This window comes from Pseudomonas sp. BF-R-30 (assembly GCF_019956175.1).
GTDB lineage: Bacteria > Pseudomonadota > Gammaproteobacteria > Pseudomonadales > Pseudomonadaceae > Aquipseudomonas > Aquipseudomonas jessenii.
Window position 1 is genome coordinate 52,730 of record NZ_JAHBDE010000003.1, and the last position, 21,019, is coordinate 73,748.

The 21,019-nt window shown below is 51.2% G+C and carries 19 protein-coding genes and 1 pseudogene; 18 read left to right on the plus strand and 2 right to left on the minus strand.

What is annotated here, in order from left to right:
• Positions 1-284: 284 nt before the first annotated feature.
• From thrC to KGB20_RS02045, 16 genes and pseudogenes are all read left to right on the plus strand, one after another.
• Positions 285-1,688 carry a threonine synthase gene (gene thrC / locus KGB20_RS01975; RefSeq protein WP_223531872.1) on the plus strand — a complete coding sequence of 468 codons (1,404 nt, stop codon included), beginning with the start codon at positions 285-287 and terminating at the stop codon, positions 1,686-1,688.
• A gap of 14 nt (positions 1,689-1,702) precedes the next feature.
• Positions 1,703-2,140, plus strand: a complete 438-nt coding sequence (locus tag KGB20_RS01980) for an Lrp/AsnC family transcriptional regulator (RefSeq protein ID WP_218497838.1) — start codon at positions 1,703-1,705, stop codon at positions 2,138-2,140.
• A 131-nt stretch (positions 2,141-2,271) separates the two neighbouring features.
• Positions 2,272-3,321: a homoserine dehydrogenase gene (locus KGB20_RS01985; RefSeq protein WP_123722605.1), complete on the plus strand. Its 1,050-nt coding sequence runs from the start codon at positions 2,272-2,274 to the stop codon at positions 3,319-3,321.
• A gap of 2 nt (positions 3,322-3,323) precedes the next feature.
• Positions 3,324-4,742, plus strand: coding sequence for an aldehyde dehydrogenase family protein (locus KGB20_RS01990; RefSeq protein ID WP_218497839.1), 1,419 nt, complete (start codon positions 3,324-3,326; stop codon positions 4,740-4,742).
• A gap of 99 nt (positions 4,743-4,841) precedes the next feature.
• Complete coding sequence (locus KGB20_RS01995) at positions 4,842-6,380, plus strand: amino acid permease (RefSeq protein ID WP_218497840.1); 1,539 nt, start codon at positions 4,842-4,844, stop codon at positions 6,378-6,380.
• Positions 6,381-6,414: 34 nt separating this feature from the next.
• Positions 6,415-7,617 carry a trans-sulfuration enzyme family protein gene (locus KGB20_RS02000; RefSeq protein WP_024777145.1) on the plus strand — a complete coding sequence of 401 codons (1,203 nt, stop codon included), beginning with the start codon at positions 6,415-6,417 and terminating at the stop codon, positions 7,615-7,617.
• A gap of 208 nt (positions 7,618-7,825) precedes the next feature.
• The gene (locus tag KGB20_RS02005) at positions 7,826-8,143 is read left to right on the plus strand and encodes a DMT family transporter (RefSeq protein WP_223531874.1); all 318 of its coding nucleotides are present in this window, start codon (positions 7,826-7,828) and stop codon (positions 8,141-8,143) included.
• A 444-nt stretch (positions 8,144-8,587) separates the two neighbouring features.
• Complete coding sequence (locus KGB20_RS02010; protein ID WP_218497842.1) at positions 8,588-9,370, plus strand: transporter substrate-binding domain-containing protein; 783 nt, start codon at positions 8,588-8,590, stop codon at positions 9,368-9,370.
• A gap of 57 nt (positions 9,371-9,427) precedes the next feature.
• Positions 9,428-10,156: an ABC transporter permease gene (locus KGB20_RS02015; protein WP_064676932.1), complete on the plus strand. Its 729-nt coding sequence runs from the start codon at positions 9,428-9,430 to the stop codon at positions 10,154-10,156.
• Entirely contained in the window at positions 10,153-10,863 is a 711-nt protein-coding gene (locus KGB20_RS02020; RefSeq protein WP_218497844.1) for an ABC transporter permease, read from the plus strand. Before KGB20_RS02015 ends, KGB20_RS02020 begins: the two co-directional genes overlap by 4 nt.
• Before the next feature lie 103 nt (positions 10,864-10,966).
• On the plus strand, positions 10,967-11,728 hold the full coding sequence (locus KGB20_RS02025; protein WP_024777150.1) for an ABC transporter ATP-binding protein: 762 nt from the start codon (positions 10,967-10,969) through the stop codon (positions 11,726-11,728).
• A 12-nt stretch (positions 11,729-11,740) separates the two neighbouring features.
• Complete coding sequence (locus KGB20_RS02030; protein WP_064676935.1) at positions 11,741-12,238, plus strand: Lrp/AsnC family transcriptional regulator; 498 nt, start codon at positions 11,741-11,743, stop codon at positions 12,236-12,238.
• Positions 12,239-12,353: 115 nt separating this feature from the next.
• A pseudogene (locus KGB20_RS29205) lies at positions 12,354-13,385 on the plus strand (cache domain-containing protein); the annotation flags it as partial.
• A gap of 72 nt (positions 13,386-13,457) precedes the next feature.
• On the plus strand, positions 13,458-14,243 hold the full coding sequence (locus KGB20_RS29210) for a methyl-accepting chemotaxis protein (protein WP_411740885.1): 786 nt from the start codon (positions 13,458-13,460) through the stop codon (positions 14,241-14,243).
• A gap of 413 nt (positions 14,244-14,656) precedes the next feature.
• The gene (locus tag KGB20_RS29215) at positions 14,657-14,800 is read left to right on the plus strand and encodes a hypothetical protein (protein WP_371318483.1); all 144 of its coding nucleotides are present in this window, start codon (positions 14,657-14,659) and stop codon (positions 14,798-14,800) included.
• A 113-nt stretch (positions 14,801-14,913) separates the two neighbouring features.
• Complete coding sequence (locus tag KGB20_RS02045; RefSeq protein ID WP_218497848.1) at positions 14,914-16,092, plus strand: M20 aminoacylase family protein; 1,179 nt, start codon at positions 14,914-14,916, stop codon at positions 16,090-16,092.
• A 224-nt stretch (positions 16,093-16,316) separates the two neighbouring features.
• Here KGB20_RS02045 and KGB20_RS02050 read toward each other — a convergent pair whose 3' ends face one another.
• Positions 16,317-17,210 (minus strand): LysR family transcriptional regulator, encoded by an 894-nt coding sequence (locus tag KGB20_RS02050; protein ID WP_223531878.1) that lies wholly within the window; start codon positions 17,208-17,210, stop codon positions 16,317-16,319.
• A gap of 110 nt (positions 17,211-17,320) precedes the next feature.
• On the opposite strand from KGB20_RS02050, the gene KGB20_RS02055 reads away from it, so the two are divergent.
• Entirely contained in the window at positions 17,321-17,743 is a 423-nt protein-coding gene (locus tag KGB20_RS02055; RefSeq protein WP_024777155.1) for a DoxX family protein, read from the plus strand.
• Positions 17,744-17,911: 168 nt separating this feature from the next.
• Here the strand turns inward: KGB20_RS02055 and alr are convergent, their stop codons facing one another.
• Positions 17,912-19,141 carry an alanine racemase gene (gene alr, locus KGB20_RS02060; protein WP_223531880.1) on the minus strand — a complete coding sequence of 410 codons (1,230 nt, stop codon included), beginning with the start codon at positions 19,139-19,141 and terminating at the stop codon, positions 17,912-17,914.
• 442 nt (positions 19,142-19,583) lie between these two features.
• Between alr and KGB20_RS02065 the strand changes: the two genes are divergently transcribed.
• Positions 19,584-20,957, plus strand: a complete 1,374-nt coding sequence (locus KGB20_RS02065) for a sigma-54 interaction domain-containing protein (RefSeq protein WP_218497851.1) — start codon at positions 19,584-19,586, stop codon at positions 20,955-20,957.
• Positions 20,958-21,019 lie beyond the last annotated feature (62 nt).

The following is a 21,019-nucleotide window of genomic DNA, read 5'->3' on the forward strand; positions in this document are numbered from 1 at the left end:
GGATAGATGGGATAGTCACTATATTGACTTTTTTAGTCAATAGTTGGTAGCTTGAACGGCAAGCGACGAAAGTGGCCGTGTGGTAGCTGAGTGATGGGTGATTGGCCTGGCGCGGGTGATGTGCGACCCCTCACCATCTGCGTTTGCAGATGACGATGATCTCGCTCAACGCTTCAGAAGAAGGCCCCACATTTCACAGGAAAGGCTCACTGCAGCACTGAATTTCAGCAGGGCGCCGCCTTATGGGTGGAAGGCTCAGAAAAGGCGAGAGGGTGTCTCAAATCATGAAGTACGTCAGCACACGGACGCCTGGTAAAGAATTCGAGTTCAGCGAGGTCCTCATGGGGGCGTACGCACCGGATGGTGGGCTTTTCGTTCCTAGCAAGGTTCCTCGCTTCAAAAGCGATGATCTCCTGAAGCTTGAATGGCTACCATTTCACGAACTGGCACGTCATGTGATCGAGCCGTTCCTAGGTGACTATATCCCTCAAAATGAACTGTCTCGAATTCTTGAGGAGACATTTTACCGTTTTAAAAGTAACGCCGTTGCGCCGCTCTATCAGACGGCTACCAATGAGTGGGTATTAGAACTATTCCATGGTCCGGCAGGGGTCTATCAAGACTTCGGTCTCCAATTGATGTCTCGTCTGGTTGAATACTCTTTACTAAGGTCCGGAAAGAAAGCGCTTGTCGTTGGCTGCACTGGTGGAGACACCGGTGTCGCGGCCATCAAAGCCTTCAATGGCATGGAAGGTGTGACTGTGATTGTTCTGCATCCTTCCAGAGGAATAACAGATGAACATCGGCGTCGCTTATTAGGCGCTGCCGAAGAAAATGTTGTAAATATCTTGGTTGAGGGTGATTACGCCGATTGTCATCAGCTGTGCGAAAAATTTCACAGAGGCATTAACGAAACAGGTCAACAATTAATATCTTTCAATTCGGTGAATTGGGTGAGGGTGCTGGCGCATCTGTCCTTCTACTTCTACTCGTCGCTTCAATTAGGTGCGCCTAAAAGAGAGGTGGCGTTCAGTGTGCCTACCGGAAATTTTGGTGCTCTCTATGCAGGCTATATTGCAAGGGAAATGGGGTTGCCCATCAGGCAGCTAATTGTAGCAACGAATACCAACGCGGGTTTGCATGACTTTCTTCAGTCTAACCTCTATAGGCGGAATGAGATTCGTATTACCAACACGCCTTGCATGAATGTGTCGTTAGCCTCTAATTTCGAGCGGCTGCAATGGAGCATTCTCAATAGGTGCAGTGATAAAGTGGCTAGAAATATGGAGCTACTAGAGACGGATGGCCAAATTCAACTGGAACAGGATGAGTGGTTAGAGGCGCGAAAGCTATTTGATTCTTTGGCGGTAGAGGATGCAGAGGCATTTTCCTGTATTCATGAAGTCTTTGTTAAAAGTGGTTACTTGATCAGTCCTAATACCGCGATTGGATTACGAGCTGCGCGAATTAACAGGCGTAGCTTACTGACACCAATGATCTGCTTGGCCACGACGCATCCTTCAAGCTCTGCCTCAGTTCTGGCTGAAGCCGATGTTCAATCTCCAATGAGTGTGGTGAGTGCTCACCCCTTCTCTAATGACGAATGCATTTCAATTTCCAATGATGTTGGCATCCTTACGGAACTCATCAAGACGATATCCCAAGACACGAAGTCTCGCTCGCTATAATCCTGGAGTTAGAGATGAAGCGCGTTTTAGATAAGACGGATGAAAAAATACTGGAAGAGCTTACTCGTAATGCTCGACTTGCGCATAACGACATTGCCATGAAAGTTAATTTGTCTAGGAATGCTGTCAGGCTCAGGATTGAACGGTTGGAGCGGGACGGATATATCAGGGGTTATACCATAATCAAAGGTGGGCCACCTTCCGAGGTTGCGCCAATTAATGCTCTTATTTTTGTGTATCGAAAAGACCGAATGCGTGGTGCTGAAGTAGTGCGTTCAATTGTCTCAATGCCTGAGGTCGTGTCCTGCAATGTAATGAGTGGTGACCTGGATATCGTAGTGACAGTTGAAGCGGCAAGTTCGGATTGTATTCATCGGGTCTGGAGCGACATATCCACGTTGCCAGGAGTTCTGAATACGGTTACGTCTTTTGTATTGTCTTGCACGAAGTAGGTTGCTAGGAAATCAAAACGCTCTCTCCTGCGAGCATTTTGCTCGCAACAATGATCGGTTTGCCATATTCGTATGAGCACTGCTGCAGTTTAGTATTTCAGTACCGAAAACATAACAATGAGGCCCATGTCGTGACTGAATATAAAATTGCTTTGCTTGGTTTTGGTGGTGTAAACCGTGCGTTGACGCAGCTCATTGCAGATAAGAACGAGCACTGGGCTAATGAATTTGGTTTTAAGCTAAAAATTGTTGGTGTCAGTGATCTTTACTTTGGCTCCATCATCAACAAGAACGGGTTGGATGCCCACGAATTGGCCGCAGTTCCTGCTGTAAAAGGGGGGTTTAGAACATTGCCAGCGGGCAGTGCTGAGCCTGCAAATGAGACGGTTATCCGTTTCTCGGGGGCCGATCTTATCGCCGAGGCGACGTTCACCAACCCTGTAGACGGAGAGCCAGCTACGACTTTCTGTCGCTGGGCTCTGGAAAAAGGTATCAGTGTGGTCACCACCAACAAAGGGCCGGTGGCGTTGCACGCTGAAAGCCTGAAAGCATTGGCCAGAAGCACCGGTGCCCAATTCGAGTTTGAAGGCTCGGTAATGAGCGGCACCCCCGTCATTCGTCTGGCTAAAGAGTCGCTGGCCGGCTCGGAAATCAGCGGGTTTAAGGGCATCTTGAATGGTACGTCCAATTTCGTACTTTCTAGCATGGAAGAAGGTCTCGACTTCTCTGATGCAGTCGCCAAGGCTCAGGAACTCGGTTACGCAGAAGCTGACCCCACTGCAGACGTGGAAGGGCATGATGTTCGTCTTAAAGTAGTCATTTTGGCGAATGAGCTTCTGGGGGCGAAGTTGACTCCGAGCGATGTCCTTTGCAAAGGCATCTCGGGGATCACGTCAAAAGATATCGCCGAAGCAACGAAAGCCAATGCCCGGTGGAAACTAATTGGCAGCGCGGAAAAAATGAGCAATGGCTCCATCACTGCATCTGTTAGTCCTCAATTGTTGCCTCAGGGGGACGCACTGGCCGGTGTGAGTGGTGCAACGAATGCAATTACATTTAATACAAATGTTCTGGGCCCGGTAACGGTTGTCGGAGCGGGTGCAGGTCGGTTTGAAACAGCATTCGCCTTACTCTCGGATATCGTCAGCATTCACAAGAACAAAACTAAGATAGGTAAGTGATCATGAATAGCTTGAGTCTTTCGCTCGCTGTTGATTATAAAACCATAACAGTTTTGAGTCCGTATGATGGCGCTGCAGTTGGAGAGGTGACGGACATACCCGCTTCATTTGCCACTGCGATCATTGATACGGCGAAGCTTGGTGCGCTGATTGCCAAAGAACTTCCAAGGCACGAACGTGCTCGCATACTGGAAAAAACCGCTGCTTTGGTTGAGAGCGACAAGGAGGCGTTTGCCAGTCTGATTGTTGCCGAGTCGGGAAAAACGATCAAGCAGGCGAGAAAGGAGGTTTTACGCTGCGTCAATACGCTGAAACTGTCCGCTGAGGAGGCCAAGCGTAATGCTGGCGAAGTGATTCCGTTTGACTCCTATGTAGGATCTGAGTCCCGTCAGGGATGGTTTACTCGGGAGCCTTTGGGGGTAATTGTTGCAATTACCCCATACAACGACCCACTCAACTTGGTCGCTCACAAGTTGGGGCCTGCGATCGCTGGCGGTAATGCTGTTGTACTCAAACCCTCTGAGCTCTCTCCGTTATCTGCCATTAAGCTGGTGGCTTGCCTGAACGCTGCGGGTCTCCCTCCTGCGGTCGTGTCCATTGCAACTGGGGGGGCTGCGCTGGGCAAGGCACTGGTCGCTCATCGAGCGGTACGTATGGTTTCCTTCACGGGCGGTTTTGTTACCGGTGAGCAGATCTCTCGCAATGCAGGCCTTAAAAAACTGGCGATGGATTTGGGGGGCAATGCCCCGGTTATCGTCATGGGCGATTGTGATCTGAATGAAGCCGTTGAGTCCTGTGTATCAGGCGCTTTTTGGGCGGCCGGGCAAAATTGTATCGGTACCCAACGAATTCTTGTTGAAGAGACAATATATGAGGAGTTCAAAAAGAAATTCGTTGTGAAGACAAGTGCTTTAGTCGTGGGAAATCCTGCTGACGAAAGCACGGATGTTGGGCCAATGATTACTGAAGCTGCTGCAAAACGCACTGAAGAAGTAGTTATCGAGGCAATGGATAAAGGGGCTAACCTGTTATTTGGTAATATACGCCAAGGCTCGCTTTACTCTCCGACGGTCCTGGAGAATGTTAGCCAAAGCTGTAAAGTTTGGTGTGAGGAAGTATTTAGTCCGGTTGTCATTCTTCAACGCGTGGCCTCGCTTGATGAGGCGCTGACACTGGCTAATGAACCAGAATACAGTTTGCATGCGGGTATTTTCACCAGCAATTTGAATGTCGCCATGAAAGCAGCTAAACGACTCGAAGCCGGCGGCGTCATGATTAATGACTCATCTGACTATCGTTTTGATGCAATGCCATTTGGTGGTTCAAAATACGGCAGCATGGGGCGTGAAGGTGTGCGTTTCGCGTATGAAGATATGACGCAACCAAAAGTGATCTGCTTAAACGGTGTTGGCGGAAGTTGATTAAAGGATCGATGTGAATCCCTAGGATTAAATCGGGTCCTCGGCAAGGCTCTTCTGGTCGGTAGAGCCTTGCCCAATACAACAATAAAAGGTAACAAAATGAGTGTGAATGATCTTAATCCCACACGCGTGCCATCGTCTGGTGTAACTCGAAAGAGAGACTTCAGCGCAGAAGATGCTGGCTATCAAAAGGTGCTCAAGCCTCGCCAGGTTCAGATGATTGCCATAGGGGGGGCAATCGGAAGTGGTCTATTCATGGGCGCAGGCGCACGACTCGCCGAAGCCGGACCCTCGCTTGTGTTTGTCTATGCAATCTGTGGCTTTTTTGCGTGGTTCATCATTCGGGCTATGGGCGAACTGGTGATGTATCGCCCATCCTCGGGCTCGTTCGTCTCCTATGCTCGAGAGTTCTACGGTGAGAAATGGGCTTTTGCCGTGGGATGGATGTACTGGACTGACTGGGTAATGGTTGCCATTGCAGATCTCACAGCGACAGCGCTCTACCTGAATTTCTTCAAAGCCTATGTCCCTTTCATGGGCGACATCCCTCAATGGTCCTTGGCACTGGGAGCATTGGGTTTTGTTACTGCGATTAACCTTGTCTCGGTAAAAATTTTTGGTGAACTCGAATTCTGGTTTGCCCTGATCAAGGTGGCTGCATTAACGACCTTCCTTGGGATCGGCATTTACATGGTGCTGTTCGGCACTCCGCTGCCAGGCCATGAGGTTGGATTCAAACTGATTTCTGACAATGGCGGTTGGTTCCCATCAGGCCTCTTGCCCGCCGTAATCATGATCCAGGGGGTGATATTTGCGTATGGCAGTGTGGAGTTGGTTGGTACTGCAGCTGGCGAAGCCCAAGACGTCGCTACAGTCATGCCGAAAGCCATTCGGGCAGTTGTTTTCCGCATTATTGTTTTTTACGTTGGTTCTGTATTGCTGTTGGCAATGCTGCTCCCCCACACAGCGTACTCGGCGGGGGTAAGCCCGTTTGTGACTTTCTTCGGCTCGCTGGGGATCAAGGGTGCAGACGCGATTATGAACATGGTCTTGATTACCGCGGCCGTGTCTTCTCTGAACGCTGGCATTTACTCCACTGGCCGGGTGCTTCGCTCGCTGGCAATCAACGGATCAGCCCCTAGCTTCCTGGCCAAGATGAACCGTCAAGGTGTTCCGTTCGCTGGCATCATGCTGACGACCGTTGCTTCACTAATTGGTGTCGTACTTAACGCCATTGTTCCGGGGGAAGCCTTTGAAATCGCGCTGACACTCACTGCCGTTATGTTGATCGGTTCGTGGTCAACAATCGTCCTGTGTCAGATCAAGCTCTTCAAATACTCCCAGCAAGGTGATCTGGAGCGTCCGGGGTTTCGAATGCCGTTTGCGCCTTACAGTGGTTACGCGACTTTGGGGTTCTTCGGTTTGGTTCTGGTTCTTATCGCATTCGATTATCCCGTAGGTACGTACTCGATTGCTTCGCTGCCGTTTTATGCCACCGCCCTTGTTGTTGGTTGGTACATGGTTCGTGGCCGTGTTCGTGCAATTGAGAGTGGTGAATTAGTCTTTGACGAAAATCAAGAATTGGTCCGAGCAGATCAGACTAACCGTCCTTCTTTCACTCACCTTCAGAATCAATGACACCCAACAAAAAATAACTTTGGAGGAAATAGACATGCGTCCTGACAAAAAGAATCTGTCCACACTTTCGGCGGCTACACTCGCAGTTCATGGTGGTAACGTAACCGACACCACTACTGGTGCTGTTCGCACTCCGCTGGTAATGGCTAACTCTTATCTCTTGCCTGAAGATCCGGCCACGATGGACTGGTCTAGCCCAGACGGCCTTGTGTACACGCGGAACCAGGGGCATAACCAGGTATGCCTTGAAAAGAAACTTGCTGCACTCGAAGGCTGCGAGGCTGCGGTTGTATTTGCTACCGGCGTAGCCGCTTTGCATTCAGTGTTTTTCTCTTTCTTGAAAAGCGGTGACCACGTCATTGTCAGTGATATTACGTATCAGGCTGTATGGCGTCTTTTCGCGGAGCTTTTGCCTGAGCGTTATGGCATTGAAGCCACATTTGTCGACGTAGGTGACCTAGAGGCTGTTCGCCAAGCGATCCGCCCTAATACCAAACTGATCCATACCGAGACGATTGCTAATCCAACCACTAAGGTTGCAGATATCGCTGCGCTGGCTGAAATTGCCCATGCACACGGGGCACTGATTTCCGTCGATGCTACTTTCACTCCACCTCCGTTTTTCCGTGCCAGTCAGCACGGGGTCGACCTGGTCGTCCACTCTCTGACGAAGTATATCAATGGCCATGGTGATGCCATGGGCGGGGTGGTTATCGGTTCCACTCAGATGATTACCAAGATCAAGAATGACGCTCTTGTTGACCTCGGCGCGACCATCTCTCCATTTAACGCCTGGATGATAATGCGCGGTTCAGTCACGCTGCCTCTGCGACTGAAACAACTTCTAAATACGGCTGAAAAATTGGCTGAGTTTCTCAATTCGGATGATCGTATAGCCTATATCTACTATCCGGGGCTTCCGTCCCACCCGCAGCATGAACTAGCCCGTCGGCAATTTGCAGGCAAGGGATATGGGGCGATGATGGCTTTTGCAGTAAAGGGCGATCCGGATACTCAGAATCGGTTCGTTTCGAATCTGCGCATCATCACTTCTGCAGTATCCCTCGGGCACGATGAGTCCCTCATCGTTCATGTGGGTGCGGAAGGCCGAGGCGGCTTTGACAAGTACCCTGAAGAGTTCCGTACCTACGGTCACCTTCGGTTTTCGGTGGGGCTCGAAGATCCGGACGATTTGATCAAAGATATTTCCCTGGCCTTGGACGAGACATTCAAATGATCTGAACGCAAAAAATTGGTGGCACCTTTAGCGTTGGATGTACGGCATTGCTCAAAATATGGTCTGGTCGGTAACCCTCCTTTGCCCCCGTACCAGCGGGGGCTTTTTTAAGAGCCCGATCCATTGTTTTTATTTTCAGGGGCGCGGCCCCAATACTTGTAGGTTGTATTCGTCTTGGTCGTGACGGATCTTTCAATGGAGGCTTATCATGGCTTGGATATGTTTAATATTTGCAGGGGTACTTGAAGTTGTTTGGGCTTTCTCCATGAAGCAATCTGAAGGTATGACCAAGCTTGGGCCGACTGTTGTTACCTTGGTCATGCTAATGGCAAGTTTTGCGCTCCTATCATTTTCCATGAGAAGTCTACCGCTTGGTACTGCTTATACAATTTGGACTGGCATTGGTGCTGTTGGCGCGTTTGCAGTGGGTATCATTTTTCTAGGGGAACCTGCCAGCCTTATGCGAGTTGTCGCAGCTGTCTTAATTGTCAGCGGTCTTGTAATGATGAAGCTGGCTTCAGCTTGATTTTTTCTGTTTCGGTTAGAAAATAAATGATAAGAGTTGGAGTGACGCCTCAGCATTTCCTGAGGGGGTTCATGCGCTGATTTTTTGTTTACCTTTGCAAAACAGGTTTTCAGTCAAGCAGATTGCTCTCTGTTACGAGCGGTTTGCTCATAACATTGATCTGTTTGCCATATTTGGATGAGCGAGCCATCGGCGTACTATCAGTGTCCAGTACCAGGACATGAGGTCTTGATTATGAGTGAGTATAAAATTGCTTAGGAGGTGTATAGCTAAATTTCTATTGCCGTTGATTGCGTAACGCTTGCCACAGCTCTTAAATGGGTGTGCAGTAATGCAACTATTGCGGGGGTTTATATCCGAAATGTAGTTGCCGAAAGAAGAATCGTTAAAGTCGTCAAATCGTTCACTGCCCTTAATCAAACTACAACATCTAGGGATTCTCATATGATTTCGCTTCGAAAGCTCTTCGTGTTAGCACTTTTCCCACTTTGCGCAAATGTCGCTCTGGCCAAGGAGTACAAAGAACTGCGTTTTGGCGTTGATGCTTCTTACGCACCATTCGAATCTAAAGCCGCAGATGGTAGTCTTACGGGGTTTGATATCGATCTGGGTAATGCAATCTGTGCCAAATTGAAGGTCAAATGTACGTGGGTCGAGAGCGATTTCGACGGCACGATTCCTGGCCTGAAGGCCAACAAATTCGATGGCATTCTCTCTTCCATGACGGTGACCCCAGCCCGCGAGAAAGTCATTGACTTCTCAAATGAGCTGTTCTCCGGCGCAACCTCTTATGTGTTCAAGAAAAACTCTGGTCTGAGCGAAGAGGTTACTTCCCTTAAGGGCAAGACCGTAGGCTATTTGCAAGGAAGTATCCAGGAAGCCTATGCCAAAGCGGTTCTGGATAAGGCAGGTGTCAAAACTCAGGCCTATCAGAACCAGGATCAGGTTTACTACGACCTGGTTTCCGGTCGCCTCGATGCGGCGATCCAGGACATGCTGCAAGCTCAGCTGGGTTTTTTGAATTCCCCCCAAGGCACTGGTTATGAAGTCAGCAAGCCCGTTGACAGCGAGTTACTGCCAGCCAAAACAGCTATTGGTATCTCTAAAGGTAACAAAGACCTCAAGGCCTTTTTGGATAAGGGCATCCAAGCGTTACACGATGACGGTACCTATGACTTAATCCAGAAAAAACACTTCGGTGATCTGAATCTCTATAGCGGCAAGTAAGGCCCGGGTGCCCGTCCTTGGGGCGGGCGCTTTATTATCGCGATAGGTTCCTGAATTATGTTCGAAATACTGTTGCAGGCCCTCGGGCTCTCCACATACAGCATGAAAGGGTTCGGTCCTCTGTTGCTGGAGGGCGCCTGGATGACCGTCAAGTTGTCAATACTCTCGCTGCTGTTGAGCGTGCTGCTTGGTCTTATCGGGGCCAGTGCCAAACTTTCCAGTGTCAAACTCCTGCGAATCCCAGCACAGCTCTACACTACCTTGATTCGCGGGGTGCCGGACCTAGTGCTGATGCTACTGATCTTTTACAGCCTGCAAACCTGGTTGACCGGGATCACGCAGGCACTGGATTGGGAATACATAGAGATCAATCCGTTTGTTGCCGGGATCATCACGCTGGGGTTTATCTACGGGGCCTATTTCACTGAGACTTTTCGCGGGGCGATGCTAGCCGTGCCCCGTGGACAGGTGGAAGCGGCCACCGCCTATGGCTTAAGTCGCACTCAGCGCTTTCGCTTTGTGGTCTTCCCGCAAATGATGCGTTTTGCTTTACCGGGTATTGGTAATAACTGGATGGTCATCCTCAAAGCCACTGCACTGGTGTCGATCATAGGCCTTGCTGACTTGGTAAAGGCAGCCCAGGACGCTGGTAAAAGCACCTATCAATTGTTCTATTTTCTGGTCTTGGCAGCGCTTATTTATTTGGTGATTACCAGTACTTCAAACTATGTCTTGCGTTGGTTGGAACGGCGTTATGCGGCAGGTTCCCGGGAGGCTGTACGATGATCGAACTCTTGCAGGATTACTGGAAGCCTTTTCTCTATAGCGACGGCCACCAGATCACGGGGCTAGCCATGACTTTGTGGTTGCTCAGTGCCTCAATCTTCATCGGATTTTTGGTGTCGGTCCCGTTATCCATTGCCCGGGTTTCATCCAAGTGTTACCTACGCTGGCCCGTACAGTTCTACACTTACCTGTTTCGGGGAACGCCGCTCTATATCCAGTTGCTGATTTGCTACACCGGGATCTACAGCCTGGCTGCAGTTCGTGCACAACCGGTGCTCGATGCATTTTTTCGCGACGCGATGAACTGCACCATCCTTGCGTTTGCGCTGAACACCTGCGCTTACACCACGGAGATTTTCGCCGGAGCAATTCGCAACATGGCCCATGGCGAAGTCGAAGCTGCGAAGGCCTATGGCCTGACAGGTTGGAAGCTCTATGCCTACGTGATCATGCCATCGGCGCTACGTCGCTCGTTGCCGTACTACAGCAACGAAGTAATTCTGATGCTGCATTCGACCACCGTGGCCTTCACTGCAACCGTCCCGGACATTCTGAAAGTTGCTCGCGACGCCAACTCGGCGACCTTTCTGACCTTTCATTCGTTCGGTATTACTGCGCTGATTTACTTGGTGGTTACCTTCGCGCTTGTCGGACTATTCCGCATCGCCGAGCGCCGTTGGTTGGCTTTCCTTGGTCCGGCTCATTAGGGCTTGGTACTCCATATGGCCGCTCATTAGGCCTCGGGCTTTGTCGCCGGCTGTCACAGCTGCACAGCGACGCCACATTTTCCCTTAGAGGATGATTGCGCACATGTACAAATTGACTGTTGAAGAACTGCACAAGAGTTACGGTAACCACGAAGTACTCAAGGGCGTATCTCTGAAAGCCAAAACTGGTGATGTGATCAGTTTGATCGGCGCCAGTGGGTCAGGCAAAAGTACCTTCCTGCGCTGCATCAACTTTCTCGAAACACCCAATGACGGAGCCATGAGCCTGGACGGCAAGCAGATTCGCATGGTCAAAAACCATCATGGCATGCAGGTGGCCGATGCCGCTGAGTTGCAAAGGCTGCGCACCCGTCTAGCCATGGTCTTCCAGCACTTCAATCTGTGGGGCCACATGACCGTTCTGGAAAACATCACGATGGCCCCGCGCCGGGTGCTGGGTGTCAGCAAAAAAGATGCCGAAGATCGTGCCCGACGTTATCTGGACAAGGTGGGGCTGCCAGCGCGCGTTGCGGAGCAGTTTCCAGCATTTCTCTCTGGCGGTCAGCAACAGCGAGTGGCGATTGCACGAGCATTAGCGATGGAGCCGGAAGTTCTGCTGTTCGACGAACCGACGTCGGCGCTGGATCCTGAACTGGTGGGCGAAGTACTAAAGGTGATTCAGGGCCTGGCCGAAGAAGGCCGGACCATGATCATGGTGACCCACGAAATGAGCTTTGCCCGCAAGGTGTCGAGCCAGTTACTGTTTCTGCATCAAGGCCGAGTCGAGGAGCAGGGTGGGGCAGAGATTCTGGATAACCCGCGCAGCGAGCGCCTTCAACAATTTCTGTCTAATGGACTGAAGTGAATAGAGTTAACAATGAAAAGGAAGGAAAAAAATCCCGATTTTTCACGAACATTGGGGCGTATTGATGAGGCTATCATTGACGTATTACGCCATGACGGGCGCATCACGTACCAGAAACTAGCAACACTTGTGCACCTGACCGCAAGCCCTTGCCAGGAACGCGTACGCAAGTTGGAGAGGCTAGGGGTGATTCGCGGTTATGGTGCGTTCATCGATGTGCAAAAGGTCTCACCGGGATTGTCACTACAGGTATTGGTCGCTATATCGAGCCAGAATCGGCGCACTGCACAAAAAGCCTTCGAAGCATGTGTAGATAGCTGTTCTCAGGTCTTGGAATGCCATCTTATCAGTGGTCCGTTCGACTACAGCCTGCGTATGCACTGTACAGATATGAAGCACTATCGTGCGCTTACGGAAGTTTGGTTGGAGAATGAGGACCTGTGTATCGACAAACTGGTTGCCTACCCTGAATTGGCTGTTGTTAAACATTCGTCCACACACCACGACTAGCGGTGTAGTGTAAAAGATACGGGCTACGCATGAGATGAACTGGCGCAGGTCTTAAAGGCCTGCGGTTGGAGTTAAATAATAAAAACAGAAATTTTTAATCTCGGGTAAATTTCCAATGACTGTCCACTTAAGGTTCAGCCACAAAGTTCTGCTCGCCGCATCGCTCGTAGTCATTGCAGCATTCTCATTATTCACACTGTACAACGATCTTTTTCAGCGTGACGCTATACATACAAACCTCGAAAGCCACCTTGAGGGGATGAGCAAAATTGCTGCAAGCAATGTCCAAGCTTGGCTGTCTGGACGTGTTTTGCTGATAGACACCGTCGCTCAGACTGTTGCCAACGACAATACGCCGGACAGTGTGGTGCGCCTGCTGGAACAGAAGACGCTGCTTTCAACGTTTAACTTCACCTATTTTGGGGGTATCGACGGCAGCTTTGCGATGCGACCAAAAGACGAATTGCCCGCCGATTATGACCCGCGTACCCGGCCTTGGTACAAGGATGCGATGGCAGCTGGTGGTACGACTTTGACTGAGCCGTACCTGGATGCATCCACTGGCCAGTTGATGATGACCATCGCTACTCCGGTTCACCATGGAAACCAACCTCTCGGTGTGGTCGGTGGTGACCTGACTTTGGATACCCTGGCGAAAATTGTCAGTTCGCTCGATCTGGGCGGCATCGGTTATGCCTTCCTGGTCAGTGCCGACGGCAAGATACTTGCTCACCCGGATAAAGACTTGGTGATGAAAAATCTTATCGATATCTATCCGCAAGACACACCCGCTATCAGCACCCATTTCAGTGAGACTGAGCAGGCGGGTGTTCCTTATATTCTGATGTTCTCGCCGATCAAGGGGCTGCCCTCGGTCAACTGGTATATCGGTTTGTCCATCGACAAGAAAAAAGCCTACCAGGCGTTAGGCGATTTCCGTGCTTCAGCTATTTTCGCCACTCTGATTGCCGTGCTAATCACGTTGCTTCTACTGGGCATGCTAATCCGCGTACTGATGCAACCTCTGAGGTTAATGGGCAAAGCCATGCGCGATATAGCCCAGGGGGAGGGGGACCTGACCCGACGTTTGGCCGTGCATTCTCAAGATGAGTTTGGAGAATTGGCCAGCGACTTCAACCTTTTCGTGGAGCGAATCCAACATTCAATACGCGAAGTCTCATCAGCGACCGAACAAGTCAACGAAGTGGCAAAGCGAGTGATGTTTGCCTCCAGCTCATCCATAGCAAATTCCGACGAACAGGCCAATCGCACCAACAGCATTGCAGCAGCGATCAACGAGCTGGGTGCAGCCGCTCAGGAAATCGCGTGTAATGCCGGTGATGCCTCACTTCAGGCGTCAGATGCACGCCTTCAGGCTGAGGGTGGCCGGCAAGTGGTAGCTCAGACGATCAACGCCATGAACGAGTTGTCAGGAAAAATTCGTGCATCCTGCAGCAACATAGAGACGCTTAATGGTAAGACGGTGAGCATTGGTCGGATCCTTGAAGTGATCAAGGGCATTTCCGAACAGACCAACCTACTAGCGCTCAACGCCGCTATCGAGGCTGCGCGGGCGGGCGAGGCAGGTCGCGGTTTCGCTGTGGTGGCGGATGAAGTACGCAGTCTTGCCTACCGCACTCAGATATCGGCACAAGAAATTCATACGATGATTGAGGAGCTTCAGGTCGGCGCTCGTGAGGCGGTTTGCACCATGAGCGAAAGCGAGCGCTATAGCCATGAAGGTGTGGTTATCGCCAACCAGGCTGGCGAGCGACTAGGGAGCGTTACTCAGCGTATTGGCGAAATTGATGGCATAAATCAGTCTGTAGCCACTGCTACTGAAGAGCAGACCGCTGTAATCGACTCGTTGAATATGGACATCACCGAGATCAAATCCCTCAACCAAGAAGGCGTGGAGAATCTCCAGGCCACCTTGCTCGCCTGTGATGACCTTGAGCAACAAGCCAGCCGACTCAAACATCTGGTGGATAGCTTCCGTACTTAAGTTGAATACATCGAACGCTGTTGATTATTAATAGTTTTTCCTGCTCAGTGGGAACCCCGAGTTCTTGATACTGAGGGCCCATTGAGCAAACTGAATCGCATCGCGTTTCGGATGTATCTCCTTGCCTTAAACGAGGCCAACTCAAAAAGCTATGAGCAAATCGAACTACTTCGAGGCATTAAAATTCAATCACTCGATCAACAATATCCGACCTTTACATGACCCGGGTTAACGATGGAACGAACTACACATAATGCTGCCTTTCTCAATCGGGTGATTCACCTACAAGCATCGTTCCTCGCAGGCCTGGGCGGAAACGAAAAGCCTATCTCACGTTTTTGTCGGAGCTAAGTGTTCATGCGCGTGAATTTCTGCGTAATAGACTTCAGTGTCAACCAAGTGATATCGAGGACTTGCTACAAGAAACATTCTTGGCCGTGTATAGCAGGCGCGAAACGTACCTCCCAGATCAACCAGCGACGGCTCAGGTATTTGCCATTGTGCGCTACAAACTCGCTCGAGGTGGGCGCGTCATGATGCGTTTCACGACTCGCTAGACAATACAGCTGCCTGCCAGTGATTGAGCAGAGTTTGCAGCACTTAACGTTGATGAGCTTTATATCCTCGCACTTTGCAGGCGAGCCTCCCTTACATGAAACAGGTGAAGTCCATGACCGTTCGACCCATGCTGCCGGGTATCCGTGCCATTGAAGCTGAAATGATTGAGTTGCGCCGTCAGCTTCATGCTTATCCGGAGCTCAGCCTTAAGGAGTTCAAAACCTCAGATCTGGTTGCTGCCAAGCTCGAGTCGTGGGGGTTTGAGGTGCATCGTGGTTTTGGGGGGACTGGTGTTGTAGGGCGTTTTCAGCAAGGTTGTGGAAGTAAGGTCATTGGTATTCGGGCAGATATGGATGCACTGCCGATTCAGGAGCAGACCGGATTGCCTTATGCGAGCCAGCATCCAGGCGCCATGCATGCCTGTGGTCATGACGGCCATACTGCAATGCTGCTGGCTGCCGCGCAGCACCTAGCCAACAGCCGGCAGTTCGACGGTACGCTGGTGGTCATCTTTCAGCCCGCCGAAGAAAGCGATGGGGGCGCGCAGAAAATGCTGGATGATGGTCTCCTGGAGCGATTTCCCTGTAATGCGTTGTTCGGTATGCACAACATGCCTGGGTTGCCAGTAGGGAAGTTGGGTTTTCGGGCCGGACCGTTCATGGCCTCCACCGATACGGTTGAAATTCGAATTGATGGTACGGGCGGGCATGGCGGAATGCCACATAAAGCCATTGACCCCATACTTACTGGAGGGGCAATTGTCATGGCACTGCAGAGTATTGTGTCGCGCAATACGGATCCTCTGGAGACGGCGGTGATCACTGTGGGCTCCTTTCATTCTGGTGAGGCGCCCAATGTCATTCCGGGGCATGCAGTACTCCAACTATGTGTGCGCGCCTTGAAGCCTAACGTTCGTGCCGACCTTCTCAAGCGGATTGTCCAGGTTGCCCAAGCTCAAGCGCTTAGCTTCGGTGCCAGTGTCAGTGTGGAGGTTGATAGGGAAGAATCATTGCCACCCTTGATCAATGATCCTCAGCTTACTGCGTTTGCCCGACAGGTCGCTGTTGATTGGTTGGGTGAAGAGGGGGTGATTCAAGACATGGCACCTATTGCTGCCAGCGAAGATTTTGCAGTGATGCTTGAGCATTGTCCTGGCAGCTATCTCTTTATCGGTAATGGTGATGGGGAAGGGGGGTGCATGGTGCATAACCCTGGGTACGACTTCAACGATGACTGCCTGGGGACGGGGGCTAGTTACTGGGTTCGGTTAGTTGAACAATTTCTGGTTTGAGCTGGTTGAGATCAGGTGCAGTACTTACCCGATCCAGTAGCATTTGTGAGTGAGAGACAGGAACAGCACAGTCACCAGCGCAATGATCGCGGCACTGGTGAAAACCAGGGATTGCCTCCCCGGCAAGCCCCCCATGAATAAAGAAAGTAACTGTCCGGAAAAAATCGCAATTGAACGGTACGCAAGGTTACGTTCCATCTGAAATACGTCACTCTGCTCAACGGTCATGTGGTTGTCGGTCCAGGCCAGGAACGTTGAAGTGCTTCATTCAAAAAGCGGGTGAAGGCTTGCACCCGAGCGGTATGTCTCAGGTCCTGATGGGTGAGGACCCACAGTCCCGTTTTGAGGGCGTTGAGTCCTACGAACGGGACCCGCTCTAGCCCGGGGGTTGAATCTCCCAAATAGCAGGGAAGTGCGGCTATTCCCAAGCCCCCCAGCGCTGCTTGCCTAAGGGTGACCAAAGAGTCGGCCTTGAAAACAATGGACGTTGCAGGAACGCTGGCACGCAGCCATTTTGCAATATCCATTTGACCAAGTGCGAGATCCGGGGCAAGCCATCGATTGAAGTGCGCTGGATCAACGCTCCCATGACGCTGAGAAAATCCCCTGGCAGCGTAAACGGCAAACCCGACATCGGCGATACGCCTACCGATCAATGCGTCGGGAGGACTGTCACTGGTTCGTATTGCTACATCTGCATGCCGTTGGGCCAGATCGCTGATGAAATTGCCGGTGGTGACTTCAAGTGATATCTCGGGATGGAGTTCACTGAATCCTCCAAGTGCCTCCGGTAAAATGGATGCCATTAAAGTATCGCAGGTGGTAATGCGGAGTATGCCCTCCAATCGCAGATCCTTGCCTTCGAGTTTGCGGGACAGTTCGCTGACGGCGATATTCATGATATGTGCTGTCTGCAGTAATTCTTCTCCGGCGTCAGTCATTGTGTAGCCGGTCGAGAGGCGATCAAATAGTCGAAATGCATGAAGTTTTTCGAAGGCATTGATACGCCTCAGCACGGTGGTGTGATTAAGATGAAGTGCGCGTCCGGCGGCGGCAAAAGACTTGTGTTCGGCAACGGCAAGTATCAGGCGCAGATCGTCCCAGTCCCAAGTGTGCATATATGCAGTCCGTAATAGCTAAATTGCAGATTGTAGGGTTGCTGATTACTCGCAACAATATATTCGGAAGGCAGCGCAACGTGCGCTGTCAGTGTTATTTTGGAAGTTGTATGGACGATTTTAAAGGTATCTCCTATGGTGTTTTATTGCTTCGCCTGACAGCTGGTATTGCGTTGCTTGCGCACTCTCTGTATTTAAAGGTTTTCGTTTTTACAATGTCAGGTACTTCAAGTTTTTTTGAGTCGATTGGCTTGCCGGGTGTGTTGGCGTGGCTGGTTCTCGGAGTTGAGGTCACCACGGGTGCAATGCTGGTGCTGGGCTTTAAAACTCGCTATGCGGCCTTGGCGGCCATTCCTGTTTTATTGGGTGCCACCTGGGCGCACTCGGGTAATGGCTGGCTGTTCAGCAGTACCGGCGGGGGCTGGGAGTACCCGGCATTCTGGACGGCGGTGCTGATTGCTATCGCGCTGTGTGGCGATGGTGCTTATGCCCTAACGCCGCAGCGTGCATCGGATAAAAATGCCGCCAGCTGAAAGACGGAACAGACGTCCTGAAAAAACCATGACCGCTGCCCAGGCCGAAGCTCCGTTGCCAACTGAACTCTGGTGCGGTTTTTGGCCAACTGGCGGATCAGTGCAACTGCGCAATGAAAAGCCACCCTGATGAGGTGGCTTTTCATCACATGCTATGGGCCTCTTGCTTTAGTCGACCAGTATTCGAATGTTTGAGGTGCCCCACATGGTGTAAACATCGGCGAGCAGTGCACCGTTATTGATGTCTTCCAATTCAGCTTGTGTAATCTCGGCATCGCCTTGTTTGCCATAGAGCGTTACGGTATCGCCGGGCTTGACGTTTTTTATGTCGGTCACATCTACCATAACTGTGTTCATCGAGATTTTTCCGACCGTGGGCACTTTCACGCCATTGATAACGACAAAAGACTTGTTGGTAAACACTCGGCGGTAGCCATCTGAGTAACCTACTGGGATGTTGGCGAGCCTGGAGTCTCGAGTCAGTGTGAGGGTGCGGTCATAACCCACTGTGTTTCCGGCAGGATAGGTGTTGACCGCAGCAACCTTGCTTTTAAGTGACATGACGCGTTTCAGCTCGGCGCGGCCGATCAAATCGCCGTAAAGTGCTCCGCCCACGCGCACCATGTCCAAGTGGGTTGCCGGGACGTCAAGCGTTGCGAACGAGTTGGCACAATGAACGGTAATTTCGTCACGGTTCAAGTGTGCTGTCTTGATGATCCAGTCCTGCTCCGACATGAACTTGTCATAGGCCTCCATGACGAAGGCCTTATCCTCGACGGCGAAGTGCGTCATGATCCCGGTGACCTTCAGTCCCTTCATTGAGGTGATTTCCAGCACGTCTTTTTTGCCCTGCTCGGTGGCAAGCTCCAAGCCATTCCTACTCATGGCGCCCGCATTGGTAACGAGATGAATTTTGATGGGCTTGCCATTGTGTTCTGCCAGCGTGCTGATGGCTTGGGCTACCTGTGCATTGCCGATAAGCTCTTCAATGTCATAAGGCAATGCGCTGACGATTTCTCCCTCCGTGGCTTGCCGAACGCGAATTATTTTTCCTGTGTAGCCCTCTTTTCTGGCAATTCGCGCTTCTTCATTACTCGCAATGCCGATGCAATTAATGCCCGCTTCCATGATCGTCGGAATCAATAATGCGATGCCGTGGCCATAAGCATCTGCTTTCATCACGGCGCACAAGCTACTGCCTTTCGATAATCTGCTTTTTACGAATTCTATATTTTGCTTGAAAGCAGATTTATTGATCTCTAACCAGGCGTTTGTTTGGGATATTGTTGCATTTACGTCCTGCTTGAAGTTGTACTCCTGTAGCAGCGGTGCAGCGACAGCCTGAGTGCCAAGTGCAATGAAACCTACTGCGGCAAAGTGAGAAAATGTTGTTTTCATTATTTCATCCTTTGAATGCTTTTTTGCAGGGGAAGTTGGTTTCGTGTTATTCGCTCAATGCTACACCTTCAATGCACAGGTGCCAGTTGGCAAATGGCTTGTTGCATTGAGCGTTTTGCTTGTTGTAGCAAGCTAACTGCTCGTGCGGGTTGTTCTGAAGTTAGTGTCTTTGCTGTTTCTTCCAGGTGGGCGGGGAGGTGTGGGAGCAGTTCGTGAGAGGGGAGGTAAGTGATGACTCTTTTCACTTGTCGGACGGTGACCTGTTCCAGCCAGCCCTTGAGTCAACGCCGGCGTCACACGCTTCTATTGGATTAGGCCCCATGCCCTTGGCTGCATGGGACCACTTCAAGGCTTCAATTGCTCTCTTGTCTTCCCGTCACTCTCCATCCCTCAACACAACGTTTACACTTAACGGCTCCGCACTCTCGAAGGAATCTCCCCGGTGAACGTCAACGACGCCAGTTTCGAAGAACTGCTCAACGCTTTGCATGACGGCGTCTACATCACTGATGGCGACGGCAAGACGCTGAAGGTCAATCAAGCCTATGAGCGCCAGACCGGGCTCAGTGGTGCTGATCTCATCGGCCGATCCATGCAGGAGCTGGTGAAGGAGGGCGTCCTCTCGCAATCGGCCACACTGCGTGTATTGCATGAAGGTCGGCCGGTGTCGGTGATGCAGAGCCTGAGTCAGGGCAAGAAATTGCTAGTCAGCGCCACGCCGATTCTCGACGCTGATAACCGGATTTCATATGTTGTCAGTACCGTACGCGACATGACCGAACTGCTGCGCATGAAACACGAGCGCGATGAGTTGCAACAGCTTAAACAACTGCGCAACAGCACCGCCAAACTTCATGCTGGCCAACGAGACAATCTTTTGCGTTCTCCGCTTATGGCCGATCAGGAGGTTTCAGGCCGCGTCTTCTCGCTGGCCCGGCAGGTTGCCAGTAGCTCGGTGAAGGTTCTGCTTCAGGGAGAAACCGGCGTCGGAAAGACCCTTGTAGCGCAATTCATCCACAACGCCAGTCCACGGGCCAGTGAACCATTTCTCGCGCTCAACTGCGGTGCACTGCCCGAGAATCTGATTGAAGCCGAGCTGTTTGGTTATGCGCCTGGAGCGTTCACAGGCGCAGGCCCCAAAGGCAAGCGCGGCCTGTTGGAATTGGCGCATCACGGAACATTGTTTCTCGACGAAATTGGTGATTTGCCACTGCCGGTGCAGGTCAAGTTACTCAAGGTTATCGAAGAAAATCGCTTCATTCCTGTCGGCGGCCTGGAGTTGAAGGAGGTCGATGTGCGCATCATTAGTGCCACCCACCACGACCTCAAGCGTCTGGTGGCAGACGGTCGTTTTCGGGCTGATCTGTATTACCGGCTCAACGTGGTGCCGATCAACATTCCAGCACTGCGCGAGCGTCGTGAGGAGATTCTGCCGCTTCTAAATTACTACCTCGATAGATTCAATGTCCGTTATGAACGCCAGGTTCAATGGAGTCTCGAAACCCTCGACCTGATGTGCGACTACACCTGGCCTGGCAACATCCGTGAGTTGATCAACATAGTCGAACGGTTGGTGGTGACCAATCAAACCGGGACTATTGAGGCGCTGGACATGCCTGAGGAGATCCTCAACCTCAACCCGCTGAATACCGATGACAGCCGCTTACCGCTGCGCAAGGTGTTGGAAAACGCCGAGCGCAGTGCGATTCGTGCCGCGCTGCGTGTGCACAAGACCACGCGCCTGGCAGCCAAGGCGTTGGGCGTGAGTCAGGCGACTGTGGTGCAGAAAATGAAACGCTGGGAACATTCTGATTAGGATTTTAATCAGCCCCGAATTAATCGATCAGAAAACTAATCGGGACTGACCGGTAAAAAACC